The sequence below is a fragment of the Streptomyces dioscori genome, assembly GCF_003024195.1.
Classification (GTDB): domain Bacteria; phylum Actinomycetota; class Actinomycetes; order Streptomycetales; family Streptomycetaceae; genus Streptomyces; species Streptomyces dioscori.
In genome coordinates, this window is record NZ_KZ679060.1 from 35,648 (window position 1) to 59,061 (window position 23,414).

Genomic DNA, 23,414 nt, shown 5'->3' on the forward strand with positions numbered 1-23,414 from the left:
CACGAACCGCGGACCGAACACCGCCGGCCACAGCTCCGGCACCGGCCCCGGACCGGACTCCGGTCGTCGATCCCCGCCACGACCTCATGAACGACGCGAGGACACAACCCGAGGGAGGCGAGCCCGCCGAGCCGGTCCAGGAGCCCGCTCTCTCCGTCGAGCCGGAGCCGGTGACGGACGACCTCGCTCGGCTGTGGCGGCCTCTGAAGGTGGGTGAACCGTTGCCGCTCTTCGAGCCGAAGCCGCCCTCGGGTCTGTCCTACCGGCCGGACACCGTGTGCGACGGCTGGTCCACGAAGGAACTCCACCTGCGCCTCGCCTCCGTGCGCGGTTACCAGCACCGTGCCGACGGCAGCCCGCGTGAGGACGACGTGGCGGCGGCCTGGGATCGGCGTACCGGGACCGTGGTGTTCGCCGTCGCCGATGGGGTCTCCGCTGCCGAGCAGCCGCACATCGGCTCTCAGTTGGCGTGCCGCAGTGCGGTGGAGACGATGCTGGCGCAGGTGCGGGAAGGAGACGGCTTCGTGGCCGACTGGGACCATCTGCTGAAAACGGTCCGTTGGCAACTGGTGGAACAGACCCGCCGCATCCTGCGCCACTCCGAGGCGGGGGCCGAGCAGACGGCCAGACTGCTGGCCACCACTCTGGTGGCGGGGACCGCGACGCCCGCTGAAGGGGAGGTGCGCATCCAGCTGGTCTCGATCGGGGACTCCGGAGCCTGGCAGATCAAACGCGAGAACTTCTTCCAGGTGGTGGGCGGCAAGATGGCGGGCGCGGACGGGCTGGTCTCCTGCGCGGTGGATCCGCTGCCGTTCATCTCCGGTGTGATCCGTCCGACGTCCTTCCCCCTGGAACAGGGCACTGTCCTGCTCGTCGGAACGGACGGCTTCGGTGACCCTCTGGGGGACGGGGCGGGGGAAGTGGCCACGCTGTTCCGCGCCCGGCTGCGGCAGCCCGTGCCGCCGCTGGGCCTCGCCCACCTGCTGGACTTCTCACGGGAGACCTTCGACGACGACCGGACGCTCGTCGTCCTCTGGCTGCGGACCGAGACACCAGGAGGCAGGCCATGACGGTTCCGGTCAGCTATGCCCGGCCTGAGCAATTGGGAGACTACAAGGCACACCCATTGGGTGATGGCGGCCAGGGCGCGGTCTACGGGGTGCCCGTTCCGCCGGGAAGGTTCGCGGGCGAGTCCCTCGTCTACAAGGAGTTTTCGAAACCGCGAGAGACCGACAGCGACGTTCTCTACGACATGATCGTCTTCCGTGAAGAACTCAGCCGGTCCCACCGGCACGACTGGGCCTTCCTGGACGAGCGGTTGACCTGGCCGCTCGCGATGATCTATACGGGCAGCCGGCCGACCCAGTTAAAACCGTCGCTCAACCCCGGTATGCAGGTGCTTGGCTTCCTGATGCCCCGGCTCAAGCCGGAGTACCAGTTCAGCAGTATGGTGCTGGGCGGTTCGAAGGCGCAGGAAATGGCGTTCTTGCTCAACGAGGACGCGTTCGCCCAGCGGATCGAGCTGCCTTTTGTCAGCGACGAGAACCGGCTCTGCCTGCTCTCCGACCTTGCAGCGACACTGATCCGTCTGCACCGGCACGGCGTGACCGTCGGTGACCTTTCGCCGAAGAACATCCTGTTTACGCTCGTCCCGACGCCCACGTGCCTGCTCATCGACTGCGACTCGATGCGTCTCAGGGGCAGGGACGTACAGAAGCAGGTCGAGACGGGCGACTGGGAGGTGCCGGAGGCCGCGAAGGCCACGACCGCCTCGGATTTGTTCAAGTTCGGGCTGATCGCGACCAGGCTCTTCAACCGGCACCAGACCAGTACGGATCTCGGCGGTCTGCGCGGCATCGCGACCGATCTGGTGCATCTTGCGGAGCGCAGCGTGGACTTGGACCTGCGTACCCGGCCCTCGCCGGAGGAGTGGCTCCGGGCACTGGAACAGGCCCGGAGCCAGCAGAGGCAGAAGGTTCGGCTGACGCAGTCGAACCCGCATCTGAACGCCTGGATCCAGGCGCAGTCACCCGTCCGGCCCGCGCCGCCCGTCGGGCAGCAGCTCCCGCAACAGCCGAGGTCCCGGCCACAGTCCTCGCGCGGGCCCACCGCACCGCAGCCCACCCCGGCTCGGATTGTGGCGGCACCGTCCACTCCGACGCGGCCGACACCGTCGAATCCGACGTACTCACGGGTCGGACGTGCGGTGACCATGTTGCTGGTGGTATTCGTCATCATGTTCGTCATTGGCCTGCTGCTCGGGATGACCTCGGGCGGCTCGACCAACGGGTCGTCGTCGACGGTGGACTCGACCGTCAAGAGCGACACCGGCCCCGGCGGTCCGTCGCGAGCCGCCGATGTCCCGGGACGGGCCGAGGCGCCCGGCGCGAGCGTCGACTACTCCCAGGTCGCCGACGAGCCGGCGGCGGACGAGGTGGCCACCCTGTTCGCCCGCTTCTACGGGGCTGTCAACGAACGAGACTACGACAGGGCCATGACGTACTACGACCCCGCGTCGAATGTGGTCGACACCGGCTCCGCCGCGAGCCGCGAGGAGTGGACGCATGCCATGAGTACGACCGAGGAGACGGACATCGCCCTCAGGGCGCTGTCCGTCTCCGGCCCGTACACCCTCGCCACGGTGAACTTCACCAGCCACCAGGACGTCGGCTATGGGCCCGTTTCGAACCCCAAGGACACCTGCGACGAATGGACGGTGACCTACCACCTGACCCATACGAAGGGGTACCGCATCCTCAAGGCACCCAGAGAGGAGGTGAGTTATGCCTCCTGCTGATGCTTCGCTCGCCTACTGGATCCTCCTGCTCCACGTAGAGGACCTCTCGGGACGGGCGGAAGCGGTGCAGATGGTTCTCCGGGAGAAGCTGCGCGAATACGTCCGAAAGGCGCTGGGGGACGCGCGCGTGCGGACCAGGGACTGTCAGGAGCGGGACCGGGACACCGGACTCGCTGTTCTCGTCTCCTCCTCGGCGTCACCGCTACCCCTCCTGCGTGAGTTCGTCCGGTCGCTCTGCGACAGTCTGGGCGGTCATGACGACGCGTTCCGGGAGACTCATCACCTCTCGGTACGACTGGGTGTGCATCACGGCATGGTCGCCGTCCACGGCCCGCACTGGTCGAGCCGGGCCATCAATGAGCTGATCCGGCTCGTCGAGGGCACACCGGCGGAGCCCATGAGGGGTGGCTCCGGTCTGCTGCTCGTCCTCTCGAATGCCGTCCACCAGACCGTCGTGCTGGGCGGCCACTCGGGCATCCGCCCGTATGAGTACGGGCCTGTGCAGATCCCCGCCAGGGAGTCCGAGGACGGCAGTCTCGTCGCCTGGGCGACCGTTCCCCACCGAGGCGGTCCGCCGCGGTGGGCCACCCCTTCCCGAGATATACGGGACGAGTCGTCGCCCCGCACCGACCCCGGCGGCGATCTCGCCGAGTCCGAGGGGCAACCGGTTCCGGGGATCTCCGGCCCGATCATCCACCGGGACTTCCTTCTCGGCGCAGGCGGGCTGGGCAACGTGTACGCCGTGGTGCGTGAGGTGCCGGGGCTGTCCGGCCCGCTCGCGTACAAGGAGTACCACCGCCCGGATGTGCTCTCCCGGCCCGCCGTGCTGGAGGACATGGTCCGGTTCTTCCGGGACCTGGCGCGGCGTTCGCCGGACGAGCACGCTTTCCTCGACTCCCGGCTGGTCTGGCCGTTGCAGATCGGCTACCGCGGGGGCAGCCCCGCCGGATACCTGATGCGGCGGATTCCGGAGGAGTACACCCTGAAGAGACCGGTTCTGGGCGGGGCGCGATCACAGGACCTGAGTTTCCTGATGAACTCCGACAGTTACTCCGAACACATTGGGCTGTTCGTCGACGACGAACAGCGCCTGAGGCTGCTCAAGGACCTGGCGGGCGTCCTGGGCGTGCTCCACGGCCACGGGATCGCGGTCGGTGACCTCTCGCCTATGAGCATCCTGTTCAGACTGGACGTCTGGCCGCGTTGTCTGCTCCTCGACTGCGACTCGATGCGGTTCGGAGGGCACTCCGCGCTGCCGCCGGCGGAGACAGCTGACTGGGAAGTTCCCGAGAGGGAGAAGGCCACGCGGGCGTCGGACGCGTACAAGTTCGGCCTGGTCGCGTTACGGCTGTTCAACCGTGACCAGGTCAGCACGGACAGTGCCGCGCTCGCCCGGCACTCGGACACGCTGGAGCGGTTGGCCGTGCGCAGCCTGTCCACACGACCGCGTGACCGCCCGGCGCTGGCACAGTGGATACTCCCGATCGAGCAGGCGCTGGCCGGATGCAAGCCGGACTTCACGATGGTTTCCGAGGTGATCTGACCCGAGGGGGAGGTCATACCGACTGTTCTCAGTCGCCGAATGCCTGTGCCTTCAGCTGGTCCACGGAGCGGATCAATAGTGACTGACGCCCCGTCACAATCCAACCTTGGCCGCGCCATTGCTCCAGTACTCGGCTGACCGTACGTCTGGAGCTGAGGATCAGGCCGGCCAGGTCATCCTGGGACAGGGGTAGCGCTATGCGTCTGCCGGTGCCGTCGGGCTCGCTGTACCCGCAGCGCTCGGCGAGGTCGAGGAGGAGTGCGGCCAGCCGGGTCGGGACGGGTTCGGTGATGCCGGTCCGCTGGAGATCGGCCTCGCGCAGCCGCTGAGAGAGCGTCTGCTGCAACGCCCCGGCGACCCGGACGTTCCCGTGGGCAATGGCGTGGAAACGTCGGGCCGGCAGGTGCAGCAACTCGACCGATGTGGCAGTGTGCAGTGAGGCGGACCGGCGACGCCTCTCCAACCCGGCCTGCTCGCCCAGTAGTTCGCCGGGGCCGCGCAGGGCGAGCAGGGCACGGTAGCCGGCGTGCGACTGGGCGACAACCTTGACCCAGCCGTTCAGCAGTACGACCAAGTGGTCGGTTTCCTCGCCCTGGGCCAAGAACTGCTCATCGGCGGGGAGCGAAGTGTGGATCGCCGCGCGGCGCAGCGCGTCCTGGTCCGAGGGCTCCAGTACCTCCCAGAAAGTGGTGGTGCGGCGGAGTGTCACGGTCCTCAGCCCAGCAGCCACGCTAGAACGACAGACGCGGAGCCGGCGATGGCGAGCATCAGCGATTGCCGCACTCGTTGGTGCTTGACCCATACGACTTGGCTCATGGTCACCAGCTGACGGGTCAGGCTTTCCAGCGGCGATACCTGGCCCAGCCGTTCGGCGAGATGTTGAGGATCCCAGTGCCGGAGGTCGCCGAAGTAGATGAAGTGGTTCTCTCTGTCGAGCCCGGGCTCGCTGCGTAGCCGTGGGCTGACCACGGACACCGCGGCCAGAGCGGCGAGTCCGAGCAGGGCCACGCCCAGCCAGAACAGGACCTTGGGCAGCGTGCTGTCCAGTTCTCCCAGCCTGTGTCCGGGACCGGATACGGCGATCAGCGCGCCCAGGGCCGCCGACTCCAGGGTGAGTGCGAATGCCGCCTTCGCGTCCACCTTTCCCGCCCAGTCGGTGAGAACTGTGTGGACCCGCCACGCGGTTTCCACCGGATCGGTCTCTGCCATGGAGCCCCCCCGGCATCGGCTTTCCTGTACGACCGCGCAGGGGATGAGTATCGCACCGGGGGTCGTTGCCGGACCTGCTCTGTCATGAAGCGTGTCAGGCGTCCTCGGCCCATTCTCGCAGGGCGGCCTTGCTGGAGAAATCGGCGACGTTCTTGTCCAGCGGGTCGTCCGTGTACTGGTGGAAGCGCCACTTGGCCTGGATACGGGGCTTGCCCGCCGTCACGTAGTCCGCGATCCAGAGGCCGTCACCGGCGTAGGACGTGTCGTCGACGTTCAACCAGTAGCTCCGGTTGCAATAGAGGACGACCCTGTTGTTCGGGCGCAACTCCCTCACCTTGCGGATGAAGCGGTCCTTCTCGGCGTTGCTGGCGTGGGTTCCCTCGCCCGTCGTCTCCCAGTCGACGGCGAGGATGTCGCCGGCCTTCTCCGGGGCCTTGCTGACGAAGTACTCGGCCTGGGCCGTGAGGTTGCCGGGCCACAGGAAGTGGTAGAAACCCACCACGCAACCGGCGTCCCTGGCCCGCTTCGTCTGCGCGCTCAGCTTCGGGTTGACATAGGTCCGGCCTTCCGTGGCCTTGACGAAGACGAAGGACAGGCCCTCGGTGCTGTACGAGGACGACTGGTAGGCACTTACGTCGATGCCGCGCAGCATGCGTGACTCCTTGGTGCTGGGGTGGCCGGAAACACGGACCGTGCTTCCTGGGGCCTGTGGGGGGGGCAATCTCCTTTGTGGTGCCCGCACTTGGCCCCTACTACCCTCATGCACGTCAGCGCCCTGAAGGCCGCGCCGGAGCGCGCGCCCCTACGGCAGCCCCTGAGGCCTCAGCACTCGATGATGTTCACCGCGAGCCCGCCCCGTGCCGTCTCCTTGTACTTGACGGACATGTCCGCGCCCGTCTCCTTCATCGTCTTGATGACCTTGTCGAGGGACACCTTGTGGGAGCCGTCGCCGCGCATGGCCATCTTCGCCGCCGTGACGGCCTTGACCGCGGCCATGCCGTTGCGCTCGATGCAGGGGATCTGGACGAGGCCGCCGACCGGGTCGCAGGTGAGGCCGAGGTTGTGCTCCATGCCGATCTCGGCGGCGTTCTCGACCTGTTCGGGAGAGCCGCCGAGCACCTCCGCGAGCGCGCCCGCCGCCATCGAGCAGGCGGAGCCGACCTCGCCCTGGCAGCCGACCTCGGCGCCGGAGATGGACGCGTTCTCCTTGAAGAGCATGCCGATGGCGCCCGCGGCGAGCAGGAAGCGTACGACGCCGTCCTCCTTCTCGGCCTCGGAGGAGGAGGTGCCGGCGACAAAGTTGACGTAGTAGTGCAGGACCGAGGGGATGATGCCCGCGGCGCCGTTGGTGGGGGCGGTCACGACCCGGCCGCCCGCCGCGTTCTCCTCGTTCACCGCCATCGCGTACAGGGTGATCCACTCCATGGCGTGGGCCAGCGGGTCGCCCTCGGCGCGCAGCTGGCGGGCCGACATGGCCGCGCGGCGGCGGACCCGCAGGCCGCCCGGCAGGATGCCCTCGCGGGACATGCCGCGCGAGACGCACGCCTGCATGACGCGCCAGATGGCGAGGAGCCCTTCGCGGATCTCCTCCTCGGTGCGCCAGGCCCGCTCGTTCTCCAGCATCAGCGCGGAGATGGACAGGCCCGTCTCCTGGGTGAGCCGCAGCAGCTCGTCGCCCGTGCGGAAGGGGTACTTCAGGACCGTGTCGTCCAGCACGATGCGGTCCGCGCCGACCGCGTCCTCGTCGACGACGAAGCCGCCGCCCACCGAGTAGTACGTCTTGGAGAGGACCTCGGCGCCCATCGCGTCGTACGCCCAAAGGGTCATGCCGTTCGCGTGGTACGGCAGTGTCTTGCGGCGGTGCAGCACCAGGTCGTCGTCGAAGGAGAAGTCGATCTCGTGTTCGCCGAGCAGGTCGAGGCGGCCCGAGGATCTGATCTTCTCGACGCGGGTGTCGGCGCCTTCGACGTCCACCGTGCGGGGCGAGGCGCCCTCCAGGCCGAGCAGCACCGCCTTGGGGGTGCCGTGGCCGTGTCCGGTCGCGCCCAGTGAGCCGTACAGCTCGGCGCGGACGGCGGTCACGGGGGCCAGCAGGTCCTCGTTGCGCAGGCGGTGCGCGAACATGCGTGCCGCGCGCATCGGGCCGACCGTGTGGGAGCTGGACGGGCCGATGCCGATCGAGAACAGGTCGAAGACCGAGATGGCCACGGGAACTCCTCAAAACGGGGTGGAACGGAACGGGGTACCGCGCGCACCTTCCAGTGTGCGCGGTACCCCGCGAAACGGAACTACTTGCCCAGACCGGGGTACAGCGGGTGCTTTTCGGCCAGGGCGGTCACGCGGGCCTTGAGCGCCGCCGCGTCGAAGGTGGGCTTCAGGGTCTCGGCGATGACGTCCGCGACCTCGGTGAAGTCCTCGGCGGTGAAGCCGCGGGTCGCGAGCGCGGGCGTACCGATCCGCAGGCCCGAGGTGACCATCGGCGGCCGGGGGTCGTTCGGGACGGCGTTGCGGTTGACCGTGATGCCGACCTCGTGGAGGCGGTCCTCGGCCTGCTGTCCGTCCAGCTCGGACTCGCGCAGGTCGACCAGGATCAGGTGCACGTCGGTGCCGCCCGAGAGCACGTTCACGCCGGCCTCGCGGGCGTCGGCCGCCGTCAGCCGCTCGGCGAGGATGCGCGCGCCGTCGATCGTGCGCTGCTGGCGCTCCTTGAACTCCTCGGTGGCCGCGACCTTGAAGGAGACCGCCTTGGCCGCGATCACGTGCTCCAGGGGGCCGCCCTGGAAGCCGGGGAAGACGGACGAGTTCAGCTTCTTCGCGAAGGCCTTCTTGGCGAGGATGATCCCGCCGCGGGGCCCGCCGAGCGTCTTGTGGGTGGTGGAGGTGACCACGTCCGCGTACTCCACCGGGTTCGGGTGGAGGCCGGCCGCGACGAGGCCCGCGAAGTGCGCCATGTCGACCCACAGGTGGGCCTCGACCTCGTCCGCGATGCGGCGGAACTCGGCGAAGTCCAGCTGGCGGGGGTACGCCGACCAGCCCGCGATGATCACCTTGGGGCGGTGCTCCTTGGCGAGCCGCTCGACCTCGGCCATGTCGACCAGGCCGGCGTCGTCCACGTGGTACGCGACCACGTTGAACTGCTTGCCGGAGAAGTTCAGCCGCATCCCGTGGGTCAGGTGACCGCCGTGGGCGAGGTCCAGGCCGAGGATGGTGTCGCCGGGCTGGGCCAGCGCGAAGAGCGCGGCCTGGTTGGCGGAGGCGCCCGAGTGCGGCTGCACGTTGGCGTACTCGGCGCCGAACAGCTCCTTGACCCGGTCGATGGCGATCTGCTCGGCGACGTCGACGTGCTCGCAGCCGCCGTAGTAGCGGCGGCCGGGGTAGCCCTCGGCGTACTTGTTGGTGAGGACCGAGCCCTGGGCCTCCATGACCGCGACCGGGGCGAAGTTCTCCGAGGCGATCATCTCAAGGGTGGACTGCTGACGGTTCAGCTCGGCGTCGAGGGCGGCGGCGACGTCCGGGTCGAGTTCGTGCAGGGGCGTGTTCAGAAGCGACATCGGTCTGGGGTCCTTTGCGAGGAGCCGGAATCAGGAGCCGGAGTATTCGGTGTACTCGGCGGCGGAGAGCAGGTCCTTCGGCTCGTCCGTCACCCGTACCTTGAAGAGCCAGCCACCCTCGAAGGGAGCGGTGTTCACCAGCGCGGGGTCGTCCACGACATCCTGGTTGATCTCGCTGATCTCACCGGTGACGGGTGAGTACAGGTCGCTCACCGACTTGGTCGACTCCAGCTCGCCGCAGGTCTCGCCCGCGGTCACCGCGGCACCGACCTCGGGGAGCTGGACGTACACCACGTCGCCGAGCGCGTTGGCCGCGTGCTCCGTGATGCCGACCGTCGAGACGCCGTCATCGGCGCCCGACAGCCACTCGTGCTCCTTGCTGTAGCGCAGCTCTTGGGGGTTGCTCATGGCGTGAATTCTCCTGTACGCGGGTGAGTGCTGATGCAGGGGGAGTACGGGTGAGCTGGGCGGATGTGCCCAGGATCACGTGTGGCGCCTGCGGAGGGGCGTCACGTGCGGTGCTTGCGGACCAGTGTCACTTCTGGCGCTTGTAGAACGGCAGTGCCACGACCTCGTACGGCTCGTGACTGCCCCGGATGTCCACGCCGACACCGGCGGTGCCGGGCGCGGAGTGCTCCGCGTCGACGTACGCCATCGCGATCGGCCTGCCGAGCGTCGGCGAGGGCGCGCCGGAGGTGACCTCGCCGATCACCTTGCCGCCGGCGACGACGGGGTAGCCGGCGCGCGGGACGCGGCGGCCCTCGGCGGCCAGGCCGACGAGCACCCGCGGGGGATTCTCCAGGGCACGCGCGGCGGCCGCGGACAGCGCCTCGCGGCCCACGAAGTCGCCCTCCTTCTCAAACTTCACGACCCGGCCGAGCCCCGCGTCGAACGGCGTGAGCGAGGTGCTCAGCTCGTGCCCGTACAGCGGCATGCCCGCCTCCAGGCGCAGGGTGTCCCGGCAGGAGAGCCCGCAGGGGGCGAGTCCGGCCGCGGTTCCCGCGTCGGTCAGCGCCTGCCACAGCTTCTCGGCGTCGGCCGGGGCCACGAACAGTTCGAAGCCGTCCTCGCCGGTGTAGCCGGTGCGCGCGATCAGCGCCGGGACGCCGGCGACCGTGCCGGGCAGGCCCGCGTAGTACTTCAGGCCGTCCAGGTCCGCGTCGGTGAGGGACTTCAGGATGCCGGGGGACTCGGGGCCCTGGATCGCGAGCAGCGCGTAGGCGTCCCGGTCGTCGCGGACCTCCGCGTCGAAGCCGTCGGCGCGCTCCGTGAGGGCGTCCAGGACCACCTGGGCGTTGGAGGCGTTGGCCACGACCATGTACTCGGTGTCGGCGAGGCGGTAGACGATCAGGTCGTCGAGGATGCCGCCGTCGGCCCGGCAGATCATCGTGTAGCGGGCGCGGCCGGTCTTCACGCCGCCGATGTTGCCGACCAGCGCGTGGTCGAGGAGGGCGGCGGCCTGCGGTCCGCTCACGGTGATCTCACCCATGTGGGAGAGGTCGAAGAGCCCGGCCCGGGTCCGGACGGCGAGGTGCTCGTCGCGCTCGGAGCCGTACCGCAGGGGCATGTCCCAGCCCGCGAAGTCGGTCATCGTCGCGCCCAGCGAGCGATGCAGGGCATCGAGCGCGGTACGGCGCGGTTCAACAGAGGCGTTGCTGCTCATCGGCGGGGCTCCCAAGGCATGACGGCGAGGTCGTTCCTCCCCATCTGTCATCGGAACCTGAGAGGTTCGCCGTGACCCGCCGCCGAAAAACGGGGATCACTGACTTGCACCTTGGGTGGGGCCCACGCCCTGACGGTCAGGGGCGGCCCGCTTTTCAGATGTGCCTCGTCCGTGCGGTATCGGGGGCCTGAGAGATTCAAGGGAGGGACTTGCTCCTTCGGCGCCCGGGCACTCGTACACCTGCGTGTACATGTTCCCGGAACTCTCCCGCGCGGATTCAAGCGGCCGGTATGCAGTTGGCGGGCACATCATTGCACGCCCCCGGCTCCGGCAGGGGGCCGCGCGGTGTCCGGAGCGGTGGCCAGGGCGTTCACAGTGATCTGTGACGGGGCTGTGGCAGGACAAGAACAGAAACAGGGGGACCAGCGCATTACCTTCTCTTTACACTCGACGGAGATGGGTCTGCCGACCCCATGGGGAGGACGATCAGGGTGAACAGGACCACGGCGTACGCGACCAGTTCGGGCATCGCGCTGCCCAAGCAGCCACCCGCTCCGGCCAGGGAGGCGTGCGACCCGCTGGTGACCCCCGTCGTCCGCGATCTGCGGGCGCGATCGGGCCACAGTCCGCACGGCCTGCGCTTCGGCGCGGCCGATCTGGTGGTGGTCACGGGGCTGCCGGGCAGTGGCAAATCGACCCTGATGCGCCGGGCGGTGACCGGCCGCCGCATCGACTCCCAGGACACCCGCGACCGCTGGGACGAGCGCCTGGCCCGTTTCCTGCCGTACGCGGTCTACCGCCCCCTCGTCCGCGCCGCGCACTACGCGGGCCTGCGCCGGGCCCTGCGCTCCGGGGAGGGCGTCGTCGTGCACGACTGCGGTACGCAGGCCTGGGTGCGCGACTGGCTCGCCCGGGACGCCCGCCGCCGCGGCGGCACCCTGCACCTGCTGCTCCTCGACGTCGATCCCGGCACGGCCCTCGACGGCCAGCGCGAGCGCGGCCGGGGCGTCTCCCGGTACGCGTTCGCGCGCCACCGCGGCGCGGTCGCCCGGCTGCTGCGCGCGGTGGAGAAGGGCGACCTCCCCGAGGGCTGCGGTTCCGCGGTGCTCGTCGACCGCGCCGCGGCGGACGTACTGCGCCGCATCGATTTCGGCGACTGAGGACGACTAACCTCGGCAGCCGCACACGGCGGTTGGAGCAGGCGGTAGAGATGGACTTCCCGGCACAGGACATTCCGGCACACGCGCACCCTCACATGGGCTGGCCCGGCAACGAGTTGGAGGAGGTGCTCGCCGCCTCCCTGGGGCTCCCCCCGTCGCCCTCGACGGGGGCCCGGATCGTGGAGACCCTCGGGCGCAGCTTCATCTGGGTGCCGCTGCCGCAGGGGGGCGGCCCGCACAGCGGCCCGCTCGACCTGCCCACGATGGAGCTGGCCGGGCAGGCGTACGTGCCGGTCTTCACCTCGGAGCAGCAGTTCCGCCAGGTCGTCGGCGACCACATGGCGTACACGGTGGCGCCCGCCGTGGAGTTCGCGCGCGGGCTGCCGCCCCAGGCCGGCATCGTGCTGAACCCGGACGGCACGGTCGGGATACCGCTGCCCCCGGCCGCCGTCGCCGAGCTGTGCCGGGCCGGCCGGACCGAACTGGACGGGCCCGCGAGCGGCGGCCGGGTCCGGCTCTTCCAGCCCGACTGGCAGGACGACCCGGTGGACTTCCTGGCCGCGGCCTCGGCGGAGTTCGAGGCGACCGGCCTGGTGGCGAGCGCCCGGCGTTGTCTGGCGAGCATCGAGGGCGGCGACACCGTGATGTTCGTCGGCGTGGAGGTGACCCACTGGGACGAGAACGCCCGCACCCTCCCCCTGGACGCCCTGGGCCGCGCCCTCGGCGGCGTCCCCCTGCCCCACCCGGTGAGCCTGGTCTTCCTGGACGTGGCCCAGGACCCGGTGGGCGACTGGCTGAGGGAAAAGGTCCGCCCGTTCTACACCCGGGCGTTCTGACCCGATTCGAGGCTGCGCCCGTCAGGGCGCGCCTCGAAGGGGCGCGGGGCTGTTTCGATGTGCGGCTCCGCCGCGGGGCGCGGCCAGCCACACACAACCCGCACCCGACGCATCACACACGGTCCCGAGCTCAAAACACCAAACCCAGCGGAGCGCAACGGTGCTGTCGGGATCGCCACTTAAGCTGGTTTCATGGCTCGGTCGGAGTGGTGCGATGTTCAAGTGAACGGGACACCTCATCGAACGGGACCGGTATGTCAGTGATGTCGCGAAGGGGCGGTAGAAGGTGAGCGCGTCGGGCACGGCCGCGGCCGGGCAGGTCGAGCACATGCTGCGCCAAGTGACGCCCGGGCGTTACGACGCCTACGAGGCGCTGCTGCGCGCCCTGGCGACCCCGCCGTCCGGTCAGGTGTGGATGCTGCTCTGGCACGGCCAGTCGGGCTCGCCCGACGCCCAGTACGGGAACATGGAGGTCGACGGTTTCGGCTACGCCCCCTGTGTGACCTCCGCCCAGGAGCTGTCGGCCAGCGGCTGGAACCGTTCGTACGAGGTGGTCGACGGGCTCGACGTGGCCCGCACCCTGTACCCCGACCACTACGGCCTCTGGCTGAACCCGCACGCGCCGGGCGGCGGCGTCGGCATCCCCTGGCTCGATCTGCGGCGGATCGCCACCGGCCTGGAGCGGCAGCCCGCGGGCCCGCTGCGGCTGTCCGAACCGGCCATCGAGATCCCGCAGTTCTACGCCCTGCTCACGCAGAACGCGCACCGGACGGCCGCCGTCCGCTCGTTGCGCCGCGCCTGGGTGCAGCCCGCGCTCGGTGCCCCGTACCTCGCCATCGGGCTCGACGTGTACGACACCAGTCCGCCGGCCGTGGACTCGGTGCGGGCGATGATGCAGCAGTCGATCGGCGCGGTGCCGGACGGGCTGCCGGTGTCCACCGTCGCGATGTCGGACGAGTACGACCCGGTGGCTCTGTGGCTGCGCGCCAACGCCCGGCCGTTCTACGACCGGGAGGCGCACGCGGCTCCCGTCCAGGCGCCGGCGGCGGGCGGTTACGGATTCCCCGGCACGTACTGAGATGATCTGGAGGGACACGGTCCATCCAGCCGGATGGTCGTGATCCGTCAGGCGGAGTCCACCCAGTGGAGCATCCGCTCCCACACCCGTACCGCCACTGGGCGGAATGTCCTGATCTACGCGGGTAAATGGGATGCGAGGCCCCTTTCGCCCCAAGTGTCATGTGTCCGACCCCCGTTACCCGGCGTTCGGATAACGGAACCCTCCTGACGGCATCACGGTTGCGCATCCATTCGCCTTCAGGTCTGGCTTCAGATCACCGAGGCGTTGAAGACTCCCGGTCCAGGAGGTTTAAACCTCCTGATGTGTACGACGGACTGATCACGCCGCTACAGCGGCAAGCGTGGGCCGGCTACCGCCGGTTGAGAGGGGTCCCTGCCACGATGACGGCACCATTGCACGAGCCGACGGCCGAAGCCGCGCCGAGCGCGGCCGAAGAGGCGGCGCTCGTTGCCGGCTCCGCCGAGGCGAAGGCGGTACAAGGACGTTCCCTCGGCCGCATCGCCTGGGAGCGCCTGAAGCGCGACAAGCTGGCCCTGGCGGGCGGCATGGTCGTGCTTCTGCTGATCCTGATCGCCCTGCTCGCGCCCGTGATCGCGAACCTGGTCGGACAGGACCCCGAGACGCACCACGAGGACCTGATCGACCCGCTCTTCTCGACCCCCAAGGGGGCCTACGGCGGCATCAGCGGGGACCACCTCTTCGGTGTCGAACCCGTCAGCGGCCGCGACATCTTCGCCCGGATCGTCTACGGAGCCCGGATCTCCCTGCTGGTCGGCTTCCTGTCGGCCCTGGTGGCCGTGGTGCTCGGCACGATCCTCGGCGTTCTCGCCGGCTTCTTCGGCGGCTGGGTCGACGCCGCCATCAGCCGTGTGATGGACGGCCTGCTGGCCTTCCCGCAGCTGCTCTTCATCATCGCGCTGGTCTCGGTCATGCCGAACGAGATGCTGGGTCTGACCGGCACGGGTGTGCGCCTGTTCGTGATGATCCTGGTCATCGGCTTCTTCGGCTGGCCCTACGTCGGCCGTGTGGTCCGTGGCCAGACGCTCTCGCTGCGCGAACGCGAGTACGTGGAAGCCGCGCGCAGCCTCGGAGCCGGACGGTTCTACATCCTGTTCAAGGAGCTGCTGCCCAACCTGGTCGCGCCGATCATCGTCTACACGACGATGATGATCCCGACCAACATCCTCACCGAGGCGGCACTCAGCTTCCTGGGCGTCGGCGTCAAGCCGCCGACCGCCTCGTGGGGGCAGATGCTCTCCGCCGCGATCGACTACTACGAGTCGGATCCCATGTACATGGTGATCCCCGGTGTGGCGATCTTCATCACGGTGCTCTCCTTCAACCTCTTCGGTGACGGCGTGCGTGACGCGCTCGACCCGAAGGGCTCCCGCTGAACTGCCGTACCCCCATGGGCCCGTCATCTGTCGACGGGCCGCTACATATCGGAGGATCCGAGTGAGTACCCAACGCACCACAGGGCGGCGCAAGCAGGCCGTGGCCGCCGCAGCCGTGGTCGCTGCACTGCTGTCCACGGCGGCGTGCGGCGGCGGCAACGACGACGACGGGGGCGGTTCGAAGACCGGCGCGGCCGGCTTCGACGCCGCGAACAACAAGGTCGCCCAGGCCTCCCTCGCCAAGAAGGGCGGCACGCTCAAGTTCGCGGGCGCCCAGGATGCCGACTCGTGGGACACCACCCGCGGTTACTACGGCTTCATGTGGAACTTCTCGCGGTACTACAGCCGCCAGCTGGTCACCAACGCGACCGCGCCGGGCGCCGACGGTGCCAAGGTCACGCCGGACCTCGCCACCGCGGCCGCGAAGGTCTCGGACGACGGCAAGACCTACACGTACACGCTGCGTGACGGGTCGACCTGGGAGGATGGCAAGCCCATCACCTCCAAGGACGTCAAGTACGGCATCGAGCGCGCGTGGGCGCAGGACGTGCTCTCCGGCGGTCCGATCTACCTTCAGCAGGTCCTGGACCCGAAGAAGGAGTACAAGGGCCCGTACAAGGACAAGTCCGCGGACAAGCTCGGTCTGAAGGCCATCGAGACGCCCGACGACAAGACCATCATCTTCAAGCTGCCCGAGGCGAACTCGGACTTCGAGGAGATGCTCGCGCTGACCTCGGCGTCCCCGGTCCGCCAGGACAAGGACACCAAGTCCAAGTACGGCCTGAAGCCGTTCTCGTCCGGCCCGTACAAGTTCCAGTCGTACACGCCGAGCAAGGGCATCGTGCTCGTCCGCAACACCGAGTGGAAGGCGTCCTCGGACCCGGTCCGCAAGGCGTACCCGGACAAGATCACGGTCGACTTCTTCACCAACGCCAATGACATGGACCAGCGTCTGATCAAGGGCGACTACGACCTGGACATCGGCCAGACCGGTCTCTCCCCGCAGGGCCGCACCACCGCCCTGAAGGAGCACAAGGACAACCTGGACAACCCGGTCTCCGGCTACATCCGCTACGCGGTCTTCCCGCAGAGCGTCAAGCCGTTCGACAACGAGCACTGCCGCAAGGCCGTGATCTACGGTGCCGACCACCAGTCGCTCCAGACCGCTCGTGGCGGCCCGGTCGCCGGTGGCGACATCGGTACCAACATGCTGCCGCCGTCGGTCCCGGGCTCCGAGGGCCAGAAGTACGACCCGTACGAGCTGGCGACGGCGAACAAGACCGGCAACGTCGCGAAGGCCAAGGAAGAGCTCAAGGCCTGCGGCAAGCCGAACGGTTTCAAGACCACCGTCGCGGTCCGTAACAACAAGCCGGTCGAGGTTGCCACCGCCGAGTCCCTCCAGGCCTCGCTGAAGAAGGTCGGCATCACGCTGGAGATCGACCAGTTCGACGGTGCCCAGACCACCGGCATCATCGGTAGCCCCGAGAACGTGAAGAAGAAGGGCTACGGCATCATCATCATGGGCTGGGGTCCGGACTTCCCCAGCGTCCAGGGTTACGGCCTGCCCCTGTGGAGCGGCGACTACATCCTTGAGAGCGGCAACAACAACTTCGCCCTGATCAAGGACAAGACGATCGACGGACTCTTTGACAGCTACACCAAGGAGCTCGACGCCACGAAGAAGGCCGAGATCTCCACGGAGATCAACCACAAGGTCATGGAGGGCGGTTTCTACCTGCCCTTCGTCTTCGAGAAGTTCATCAACTGGCGTTCGAACCGTCTGGCGAACGTCTACACCACCGACGGTTACAGCGGTCAGTACGACTTCGTCAACCTCGGCCTGAAGAAGTAACACCGACCGGCGCACCCGCCATACGGCACGAAAGGCAGGTGAAGGCCGGCGCGGCGTGACCCGCGGGCCACCGGAAGACCTCCGGTGGCCCGCGGCACCGCCGCCGGGCCGAGAGCAGTGCTCGCATACCTCATCAGGCGGCTCTTCGCCGCCGCAGTGATGCTGGTGGTCATCATTCTGGTGGTCTTCGGCATCTTCTTCCTCGTCCCCCGCTGGGCGGGCGTGGACCCGGCCACGATGTTCGTCGGCAAGCAGGCGGACCCTGCGGCCATCGAGGCCGTGCGGCAGAAGCTCGGTCTGGCAGACCCGATCTTCGCCCAGGTCTGGGAGTTCTTCAAAGGCATCTTCGTAGGCCGTACGTACTCAAGTGGCGGCGACGTCACGGACTGTGCTGCTCCCTGCTTCGGCTACTCCTTCAAGAGCGAGCAGGCCATCTGGCCGGTGCTCACCGACCGCTTCCCAGTGACCCTGGCTCTCGCGCTCGGTGCCGCCTTCCTGTGGCTGCTCTTCGGTGTGGCGGCGGGTGTGCTCTCCGCGCTCAAGCGCGGATCCCTCTGGGACCGCGGTGCGATGATCGTCGCCCTCGGCGGTGTCTCGCTCCCCATCTACTTCACCGGCATGCTGTCGCTGGCGATCTTCAGTTACGGACTCGGCTGGATCGACGGCCGGTACGTGCCCCTCGCGGAGAGTTTCACCGGCTGGCTCGGCGGCATGATCCTCCCCTGGGTCACGCTGGCCTTCCTGTACGCCGCGATGTACGCCCGCATCACCAGAGCCACCATGCTGGAGGTCCTGGGAGAGGACTACATCCGTACGGCCCGCGCCAAGGGCCTGACCGAACCCGTCGTCATCGGAAAGCACGCGATGCGTTCCACGATGACGCCGATCCTCACCATGCTCGGCATGGACCTCGGCGCGCTGATCGGTGGCGCGATCCTCACCGAGACCACCTTCAGTCTTCCGGGCCTCGGCGGCGCCGTCCTTCAGGCGATCCGGGACAAGGACCTGCCCGTCATCCTGGGCGTCACGCTGATCACCTCGCTCGCGGTGATCATCGCGAACCTGCTGGTGGACCTGCTGTACGCCGTGATCGACCCCCGAGTGAGGCTCTCATGACCGAACTCAGCAAGAGCGGAGCCGCCGTGGGGGAGCCCGTCAAGGACTCGCCCGCGCCCTCCGCCTTCCTCGAAGTCCGCGACCTCAAGGTGCACTTCCCGACCGACGACGGACTGGTCAAGTCCGTCGACGGGCTCAGCTTCACGCTGGAGAAGGGCAAGACCCTCGGCATCGTGGGCGAGTCGGGTTCGGGCAAGTCGGTGACCTCGCTCGGCATCATGGGCCTGCACACGGCCGGCCAGTACGGCAAGCGCAAGGCGCAGATCTCCGGCGAGATCTGGCTGGACGGCACGGAACTGCTCACCGCCGACCCCGACCACGTGCGCAAGCTGCGTGGCCGCGAGATGGCGATGATCTTCCAGGACCCGCTGTCGGCGCTGCACCCGTACTACACGATCGGTCAGCAGATCGTGGAGGCCTACCGGATCCACCACAAGGTCGACAAGAAGACGGCCCGCAGGCGGGCCGTCGAGATGCTCGACCGTGTCGGCATCCCGCAGCCGGACAAGCGCGTCGACAGCTACCCGCACGAGTTCTCGGGCGGTATGCGCCAGCGCGCGATGATCGCGATGTCGCTGGTCAACAACCCCGAGCTGCTGATCGCGGACGAGCCGACGACCGCCCTGGACGTGACCGTCCAGGCGCAGATCCTCGACCTCATCCGGGACCTGCAGAAGGAGTTCGGCTCCGCGGTCATCGTCATCACCCACGACCTGGGCGTCGTCGCCGAACTCTCCGACGACATCCTGGTGATGTACGGCGGCCGCTGCATCGAGCGGGGTCCGGCCGAGAAGGTCTTCTACGAGCCCAAGCACCCCTACACCTGGGGTCTGCTGGGTTCGATGCCGCGGCTCGACCGTGAGCAGACCGAGCGGCTGATCCCGGTCAAGGGCTCCCCGCCCTCGCTGATCAACCTCCCGACGGGCTGCGCCTTCAACCCGCGCTGCTCGTACGCGGACGTACCCAAGGACAACGTCACCCGCACGGTCCGTCCGGAGCTGGCCCAGGTCGGCAGCCAGCACTGGGCCGCCTGTCACATGACACCGGAGCAGCGGGAACGGATCTGGACCGAAGAGATTGCGCCGAAGCTGTGAGTGACAAAGCAGAGGACAAACCAGTGGCCAACTCCGCACAGCGCGAAGGCGTGGCCGCGGGTGCGACCCTCAACAGGGATGCCGCTCCCGGCGAGACGCTCCTGAAGGTGACCGGGCTCCAGAAGCACTTCCCGATCCGCAAGGGCCTGCTCCAGCGGCAGGTCGGCGCGGTGCGGGCGGTCGACGGCCTCGACTTCGAGGTCAAGTCCGGTGAGACCCTGGGCGTCGTGGGCGAGTCCGGCTGCGGCAAGTCGACGATGGGCCGGCTGATCACACGGCTCCTCGAACCGACCGCGGGCAAGGTCGAGTTCGAGGGCAAGGACATCACGCACCTCGGCGTCGGCGCGATGCGTCCGATGCGCCGTGACGTCCAGATGATCTTCCAGGACCCCTACTCGTCGCTGAACCCGCGCCACACCATCGGCACGATCATCAGCGCCCCCTTCAAGCTCCAGGGCGTCACGCCCGAGGGCGGTGTCAAGAAGGAGGTCCAGCGGCTGCTGTCGGTGGTCGGGCTCAACCCCGAGCACTACAACCGCTACCCGCACGAGTTCTCCGGCGGCCAGCGCCAGCGCATCGGTATCGCCCGCGCGCTCGCGCTCAACCCGAAGATGGTCGTGGCGGACGAGCCGGTCTCCGCGCTCGACGTGTCGATCCAGGCGCAGGTGGTGAACCTGCTGGACGACCTCCAGCAGGAGCTCGGCCTCACGTACGTGATCATCGCGCACGACCTGTCCGTCGTACGCCATGTCTCGGACCGTATCGCCGTGATGTACCTCGGCAAGATCGTCGAGCTGGCCGACCGCGACTCGCTGTACAAGGCGCCGATGCACCCGTACACCAAGGCGCTCATGTCGGCCGTGCCGATCCCGGACCCGCGGCGCAAGTCGGCCAAGAGCGAGCGCATCCTCCTCCAGGGAGACGTGCCCTCGCCGATCGCGCCGCCGAGCGGCTGCCGCTTCCACACGCGGTGCTGGAAGGCCACGCAGATCTGCACGACCACCGAGCCGCCGCTCCTGGAGCTGAAGCCGGGTCAGCAGGTCGCCTGCCATCACCCGGAGAACTTCGAGGACCAGGCACCGCAGGACACCGTGCTGCTGACCGTCGCCAAGCAGGCGGCGGAGCTGGTGGCCGACGAGGTGCTCGCGGAGTCCGCGGCGACCTCGGCGGCGGTTGCGGCGGAGGTCGCGGCCACGCCGGCCGAGACGCCGACCGCGTCGCCGGCCGCCACCGCGCCCGAGGACGAGGCTCCCGCCAAGGAGAAGTAAGAGCAGCAAGAGAAGTAAGCGCAGCAGGAGAAGTAAGTGCCGTAAGTAAGGCACGTAACACCGAGCCCCCGCCTTGCAATGTAAGGCGGGGGCTGTGTGCTGGGTGAGAATACAGAGGTGCTCCAGCAACTCTTCACGCCCTCCGTCCAGCACACGCTGGAACTCGTCGGCATCTTCTTCTTCGCGATCTCCGGCGCGCTGCTGGCCGTGCGCAAGAACTTCGACGTCTTCGGCATGGCCGTCCTCGCGGAGGTCACCGCGCTGGGCGGCGGCCTGTTCCGGGACCTGATCATCGGCGCGGTGCCGCCCGCGGCCTTCACGGACCTCGGGTACTTCCTCACCCCGCTCCTCGCCACCCTGCTCGTCTTCTTCCTGCACCCCGAGGTGGAACGGATCCAGCTGGGGGTGAACGTCTTCGACGCGGCCGGCCTCGGCCTCTTCTGCGTCTCCGGCACGACGAAGGCGTACGAGTACGGGCTCGGCCTCACCGCCTCCGCGACCCTCGGCCTCGCCACGGCGGTCGGCGGCGGTGTGCTGCGGGACGTCCTCGCCAACGAGGTGCCGTCGCTGCTCCGCTGGGACCGCGACCTGTACGCGGTGCCCGCCATCGTCGGCGCCTCGATGGTCGTCCTGTGCATCCGCTACGACGTGCTGAGCCCGTTCACCTCGGGACTCGCGGTCGTCACCGCCTTCGCGCTGCGGCTGCTCGCGATGCGCTTCCACTGGCGCGCGCCCCGGGCGTGGCACCGGCGCTCGACGGCGGTGGAGGTACCGGAGTGAGCCGGCCCGGGTGCCGAGTGAGTCGGACCCGAGGTCATGTGTTCATGTGATCGCAACGGGAAAAGCTACCGCTTAGTAATCACCTGTTGTACCGTTCATCCATGCCAGAAGCAGCTTCCGCGCACGCGCTGCGGGCCAGGATCGGCGACAGCGAGTTCGACCGCGACACCGCGGTCACCCGTCGTGAACCCGGCGTCTACGACATCGACCTGTCCGCCGGGTGGACGATCATCAGCGCCGTCAACGGCGGCTACCTCCTCGCCGTCCTGGGCCGCGCCCTCGCCGACGCCCTGCCGCACTCCGACCCGTTCACGATCTCCGCGCACTACCTGACCGCGTCCCGCCCGGGTCCGGCTGTCGTGCGCACCGAGGTCGTCCGCGCCGGGCGCACCCTCTCCACCGGCCAGGCGTCCCTCTACCAGTACGACGACGAGGGCCACGAGGTCGAGCGCATCCGCGTCCTCGCCTCGTACGGGGACCTCGACGGCCTGCCCGACGACGTCCGGACGACCGCGCTGCCGCCCGCGATCCCGCCGATCGACCAGTGCTTCGGAGCCTCGGACAGCCCCGACGGCGCCCCCGTCCCCGGCAGTTCCGCCATCGCCGACCGGCTGATGCTCAAGCTCGACCCGGGCACGCTCGGCTGGGCCCTCGGAGCCCCGTCCGGCCGGGGCGAGATGCGCGCCTGGTTCGGCCTCGCCGACGGGCGAGACGCCGACCCGCTCTCGCTGCTCCTCGCGGTGGACGCGCTGCCGCCGACCGCCTTCGAACTCGGCCTCACCGGCTGGGTGCCCACCGTCGAACTGACCGTGCACGTGCGCAGCCGTCCGGCGCCGGGGCCCCTGCGGATCTCCATCACCACCCGCAACCTCGCGGGCGGCTTCCTGGAGGAGGACGCCGAGGTCTGGGACAGCGCGGACCGGCTCGTCGCACAGTCGCGCCAACTGGCCCGGGTGCGGCTCGGCTGACCCGCGGTTCCCCCACTTCGTGCGCCGCCCGGTCTTCGTACAGTGAGGGCGTGAAGTCCGACCGGCTGCTGGCCATCCTTCTGCTGCTGCAGACCCGCGGCCGGGTGCCCGCACCCGAACTCGCCGAGCGGCTCGAAGTGTCGGTGCGGACCATCTACCGGGACGTCGAGGCGCTGTCCGCCGCCGGCGTCCCGGTCTACGCCGAGCGCGGCCGGCACGGCGGGATCGAGCTGCTCGCCGGATTCCGTACGGACGTCACCGGGCTCACCGCCGACGAGTCGCGCGCCCTGTTCGTGCTGGCCGCCCAGGGCGCCCACACCGCGCTCGGCCTCGACGCGGCCCTCGGTTCCGCGCTGCGCAAGGTGATGGCCGCGCTGCCCGAGCCGCACCGGCCCGCCGCCGAGGTCACCAGCCGCCGCATCCTGGTCGACGCCACGCGCTGGAAGGGCGGGCCGCGGGCCGTGGTCGACCTGGCGGCGCTGCAGGACGCGGTGTTCGCCGACCGCAGGCTGCGGCTGAGCTACCGGCACGGCGGCGACACCGAGCCGCGTACGTACACCGTGGACCCGTACGGGCTCGTCGCCAAGGCGGGTGTCTGGTACCTCGTCGCCGACCGGCGCGGCAGGCCCCGGCTCTTCCGCGCCGACCGGGTGCGCTCGGCCCGCCCCACCGACGCGCCGGTGCGGCGGCGGCCCGGGGTGGAACTGGCCGACGCCTGGGAGGCGTTGCGGCGCGAGGTCGAGGAGCGGCCCGGTGGCATCGACGTGACCGTACGGGTGCGGCGCGACCGCTTCGACCTGTTCCTGCGCCTGCACGGCGGCACGCTCACCGAACCGCCCGAGGACGACGGGACGAGCGAGTGGGTCGTCGCACGGCTCGCGTACGGGGTGGTGGGCGAGGCGCGCCCGCTGCTCGCCTTCGGGGACCGGCTGGAGGTCCTCGCGCCGCCCGGGGTCCGCGAGGAACTGGCGCGGGTGGCCGCCTCCGTGACAGAGCTCTACCGGCAGGCCCTACCAGCAGGGGAGTTGAGGGGTCCTTTGCCCTAACCACAGGCGGGGCACAGCGCGGGCCCAAGCGGGGCCCATGGACGGCTGGTTGCATG

21 protein-coding genes and 1 riboswitch are annotated in these 23,414 nt (G+C 69.1%); of the genes, 14 read left to right on the forward strand and 7 right to left on the reverse strand.

Going from position 1 to position 23,414, the window contains the following annotated elements; all coding sequences use genetic code 11:
• The first annotated feature begins 86 nt into the window (after window positions 1-86).
• The 3 genes from C6Y14_RS40035 to C6Y14_RS40045 are packed head-to-tail and all read left to right on the forward strand — an operon-like array spanning window position 87 to window position 4,340.
• A complete protein-coding gene (locus C6Y14_RS40035; protein ID WP_159074403.1) occupies window positions 87-1,070 on the forward strand; it encodes a protein phosphatase 2C domain-containing protein in 984 nt (327 codons plus the stop codon).
• A complete protein-coding gene (locus C6Y14_RS40040) occupies window positions 1,067-2,797 on the forward strand; it encodes a hypothetical protein (RefSeq protein WP_159074404.1) in 1,731 nt (576 codons plus the stop codon). Before C6Y14_RS40035 ends, C6Y14_RS40040 begins: the two co-directional genes overlap by 4 nt.
• Complete coding sequence (locus C6Y14_RS40045; RefSeq protein WP_107021856.1) at window positions 2,784-4,340, forward strand: hypothetical protein; 1,557 nt, start codon at window positions 2,784-2,786, stop codon at window positions 4,338-4,340. The genes C6Y14_RS40040 and C6Y14_RS40045 overlap by 14 nt, the downstream gene beginning before the upstream one ends.
• Before the next feature lie 28 nt (window positions 4,341-4,368).
• On the opposite strand, the gene C6Y14_RS40050 is transcribed toward C6Y14_RS40045, so the two are convergent.
• From C6Y14_RS40050 to gcvT, 7 genes are all read right to left on the reverse strand, one after another.
• Window positions 4,369-5,070: a Crp/Fnr family transcriptional regulator gene (locus tag C6Y14_RS40050; protein ID WP_225891518.1), complete on the reverse strand. Its 702-nt coding sequence runs from the start codon at window positions 5,068-5,070 to the stop codon at window positions 4,369-4,371.
• The gene (locus C6Y14_RS40055) at window positions 5,055-5,549 is read right to left on the reverse strand and encodes a Pycsar system effector family protein (RefSeq protein WP_107021858.1); all 495 of its coding nucleotides are present in this window, start codon (window positions 5,547-5,549) and stop codon (window positions 5,055-5,057) included. The genes C6Y14_RS40050 and C6Y14_RS40055 overlap by 16 nt, the downstream gene beginning before the upstream one ends.
• 94 nt (window positions 5,550-5,643) lie before the next feature.
• Window positions 5,644-6,201: a glycoside hydrolase family 25 protein gene (locus tag C6Y14_RS40060; protein ID WP_107021859.1), complete on the reverse strand. Its 558-nt coding sequence runs from the start codon at window positions 6,199-6,201 to the stop codon at window positions 5,644-5,646.
• 170 nt (window positions 6,202-6,371) lie between these two features.
• The gene (locus tag C6Y14_RS40065) at window positions 6,372-7,757 is read right to left on the reverse strand and encodes an L-serine ammonia-lyase (RefSeq protein ID WP_107021860.1); all 1,386 of its coding nucleotides are present in this window, start codon (window positions 7,755-7,757) and stop codon (window positions 6,372-6,374) included.
• A gap of 80 nt (window positions 7,758-7,837) precedes the next feature.
• Window positions 7,838-9,100, reverse strand: coding sequence for a serine hydroxymethyltransferase (gene glyA, locus C6Y14_RS40070; RefSeq protein WP_107021861.1), 1,263 nt, complete (start codon window positions 9,098-9,100; stop codon window positions 7,838-7,840).
• A 30-nt stretch (window positions 9,101-9,130) separates the two neighbouring features.
• Complete coding sequence (gcvH, locus tag C6Y14_RS40075; RefSeq protein ID WP_107021862.1) at window positions 9,131-9,508, reverse strand: glycine cleavage system protein GcvH; 378 nt, start codon at window positions 9,506-9,508, stop codon at window positions 9,131-9,133.
• A gap of 127 nt (window positions 9,509-9,635) precedes the next feature.
• Window positions 9,636-10,763: a glycine cleavage system aminomethyltransferase GcvT gene (gene gcvT / locus C6Y14_RS40080; RefSeq protein WP_107021863.1), complete on the reverse strand. Its 1,128-nt coding sequence runs from the start codon at window positions 10,761-10,763 to the stop codon at window positions 9,636-9,638.
• Between the two features lie 164 nt (window positions 10,764-10,927).
• Window positions 10,928-11,043: riboswitch (glycine riboswitch) on the reverse strand.
• Window positions 11,044-11,236: 193 nt separating this feature from the next.
• Between gcvT and C6Y14_RS40085 the strand changes: the two genes are divergently transcribed.
• The 11 genes from C6Y14_RS40085 to C6Y14_RS40135 all read left to right on the forward strand — a co-directional run bounded on the left by C6Y14_RS40085 (window position 11,237) and on the right by C6Y14_RS40135 (window position 23,358).
• Window positions 11,237-11,923 (forward strand): AAA family ATPase, encoded by a 687-nt coding sequence (locus tag C6Y14_RS40085; protein ID WP_199855033.1) that lies wholly within the window; start codon window positions 11,237-11,239, stop codon window positions 11,921-11,923.
• Between the two features lie 50 nt (window positions 11,924-11,973).
• Window positions 11,974-12,759, forward strand: coding sequence for an enhanced serine sensitivity protein SseB (locus C6Y14_RS40090; protein ID WP_107021864.1), 786 nt, complete (start codon window positions 11,974-11,976; stop codon window positions 12,757-12,759).
• 286 nt (window positions 12,760-13,045) lie between these two features.
• Complete coding sequence (locus tag C6Y14_RS40095) at window positions 13,046-13,837, forward strand: enhanced serine sensitivity protein SseB C-terminal domain-containing protein (RefSeq protein ID WP_107021865.1); 792 nt, start codon at window positions 13,046-13,048, stop codon at window positions 13,835-13,837.
• Window positions 13,838-14,220: 383 nt separating this feature from the next.
• A complete protein-coding gene (locus C6Y14_RS40100; protein ID WP_107021866.1) occupies window positions 14,221-15,234 on the forward strand; it encodes an ABC transporter permease in 1,014 nt (337 codons plus the stop codon).
• Between the two features lie 61 nt (window positions 15,235-15,295).
• Window positions 15,296-17,086, forward strand: coding sequence for an ABC transporter substrate-binding protein (locus C6Y14_RS40105; RefSeq protein WP_107021867.1), 1,791 nt, complete (start codon window positions 15,296-15,298; stop codon window positions 17,084-17,086).
• 117 nt (window positions 17,087-17,203) lie between these two features.
• On the forward strand, window positions 17,204-18,202 hold the full coding sequence (locus C6Y14_RS40110; RefSeq protein ID WP_107021907.1) for an ABC transporter permease: 999 nt from the start codon (window positions 17,204-17,206) through the stop codon (window positions 18,200-18,202).
• Window positions 18,199-19,296: an ABC transporter ATP-binding protein gene (locus C6Y14_RS40115; protein WP_107021868.1), complete on the forward strand. Its 1,098-nt coding sequence runs from the start codon at window positions 18,199-18,201 to the stop codon at window positions 19,294-19,296. The genes C6Y14_RS40110 and C6Y14_RS40115 overlap by 4 nt, the downstream gene beginning before the upstream one ends.
• A gap of 23 nt (window positions 19,297-19,319) precedes the next feature.
• Complete coding sequence (locus tag C6Y14_RS40120; protein ID WP_199855034.1) at window positions 19,320-20,564, forward strand: ABC transporter ATP-binding protein; 1,245 nt, start codon at window positions 19,320-19,322, stop codon at window positions 20,562-20,564.
• A 117-nt stretch (window positions 20,565-20,681) separates the two neighbouring features.
• Entirely contained in the window at window positions 20,682-21,344 is a 663-nt protein-coding gene (locus C6Y14_RS40125; RefSeq protein WP_107021870.1) for a trimeric intracellular cation channel family protein, read from the forward strand.
• Between the two features lie 101 nt (window positions 21,345-21,445).
• Window positions 21,446-22,312, forward strand: coding sequence for a thioesterase family protein (locus tag C6Y14_RS40130; protein ID WP_107021871.1), 867 nt, complete (start codon window positions 21,446-21,448; stop codon window positions 22,310-22,312).
• Between the two features lie 50 nt (window positions 22,313-22,362).
• Window positions 22,363-23,358, forward strand: a complete 996-nt coding sequence (locus C6Y14_RS40135; protein ID WP_107021872.1) for a helix-turn-helix transcriptional regulator — start codon at window positions 22,363-22,365, stop codon at window positions 23,356-23,358.
• The last annotated feature ends 56 nt before the right edge of the window (window positions 23,359-23,414 follow it).

What these genes read in the sequence shown, in the direction of transcription:
- C6Y14_RS40055 (WP_107021858.1), bottom strand. Translation starts at nt 5,549, where the DNA reads ATGGCAGAGACCGATCCGGTGGAAACCGCGTGGCGGGTCCACACAGTT.
- glyA (WP_107021861.1), bottom strand. Translation starts at nt 9,100, where the DNA reads ATGTCGCTTCTGAACACGCCCCTGCACGAACTCGACCCGGACGTCGCC.
- C6Y14_RS40115 (WP_107021868.1), top strand. Translation starts at nt 18,199, where the DNA reads ATGACCGAACTCAGCAAGAGCGGAGCCGCCGTGGGGGAGCCCGTCAAG.
- C6Y14_RS40085 (WP_199855033.1), top strand. Translation starts at nt 11,237, where the DNA reads ATGGGGAGGACGATCAGGGTGAACAGGACCACGGCGTACGCGACCAGT.
- C6Y14_RS40130 (WP_107021871.1), top strand. Translation starts at nt 21,446, where the DNA reads ATGCCAGAAGCAGCTTCCGCGCACGCGCTGCGGGCCAGGATCGGCGAC.
- C6Y14_RS40045 (WP_107021856.1), top strand. Translation starts at nt 2,784, where the DNA reads ATGCCTCCTGCTGATGCTTCGCTCGCCTACTGGATCCTCCTGCTCCAC.
- C6Y14_RS40100 (WP_107021866.1), top strand. Translation starts at nt 14,221, where the DNA reads ATGACGGCACCATTGCACGAGCCGACGGCCGAAGCCGCGCCGAGCGCG.
- C6Y14_RS40090 (WP_107021864.1), top strand. Translation starts at nt 11,974, where the DNA reads ATGGACTTCCCGGCACAGGACATTCCGGCACACGCGCACCCTCACATG.
- gcvT (WP_107021863.1), bottom strand. Translation starts at nt 10,763, where the DNA reads ATGAGCAGCAACGCCTCTGTTGAACCGCGCCGTACCGCGCTCGATGCC.
- C6Y14_RS40035 (WP_159074403.1), top strand. Translation starts at nt 87, where the DNA reads ATGAACGACGCGAGGACACAACCCGAGGGAGGCGAGCCCGCCGAGCCG.
- gcvH (WP_107021862.1), bottom strand. Translation starts at nt 9,508, where the DNA reads ATGAGCAACCCCCAAGAGCTGCGCTACAGCAAGGAGCACGAGTGGCTG.
- C6Y14_RS40060 (WP_107021859.1), bottom strand. Translation starts at nt 6,201, where the DNA reads ATGCTGCGCGGCATCGACGTAAGTGCCTACCAGTCGTCCTCGTACAGC.
- C6Y14_RS40040 (WP_159074404.1), top strand. Translation starts at nt 1,067, where the DNA reads ATGACGGTTCCGGTCAGCTATGCCCGGCCTGAGCAATTGGGAGACTAC.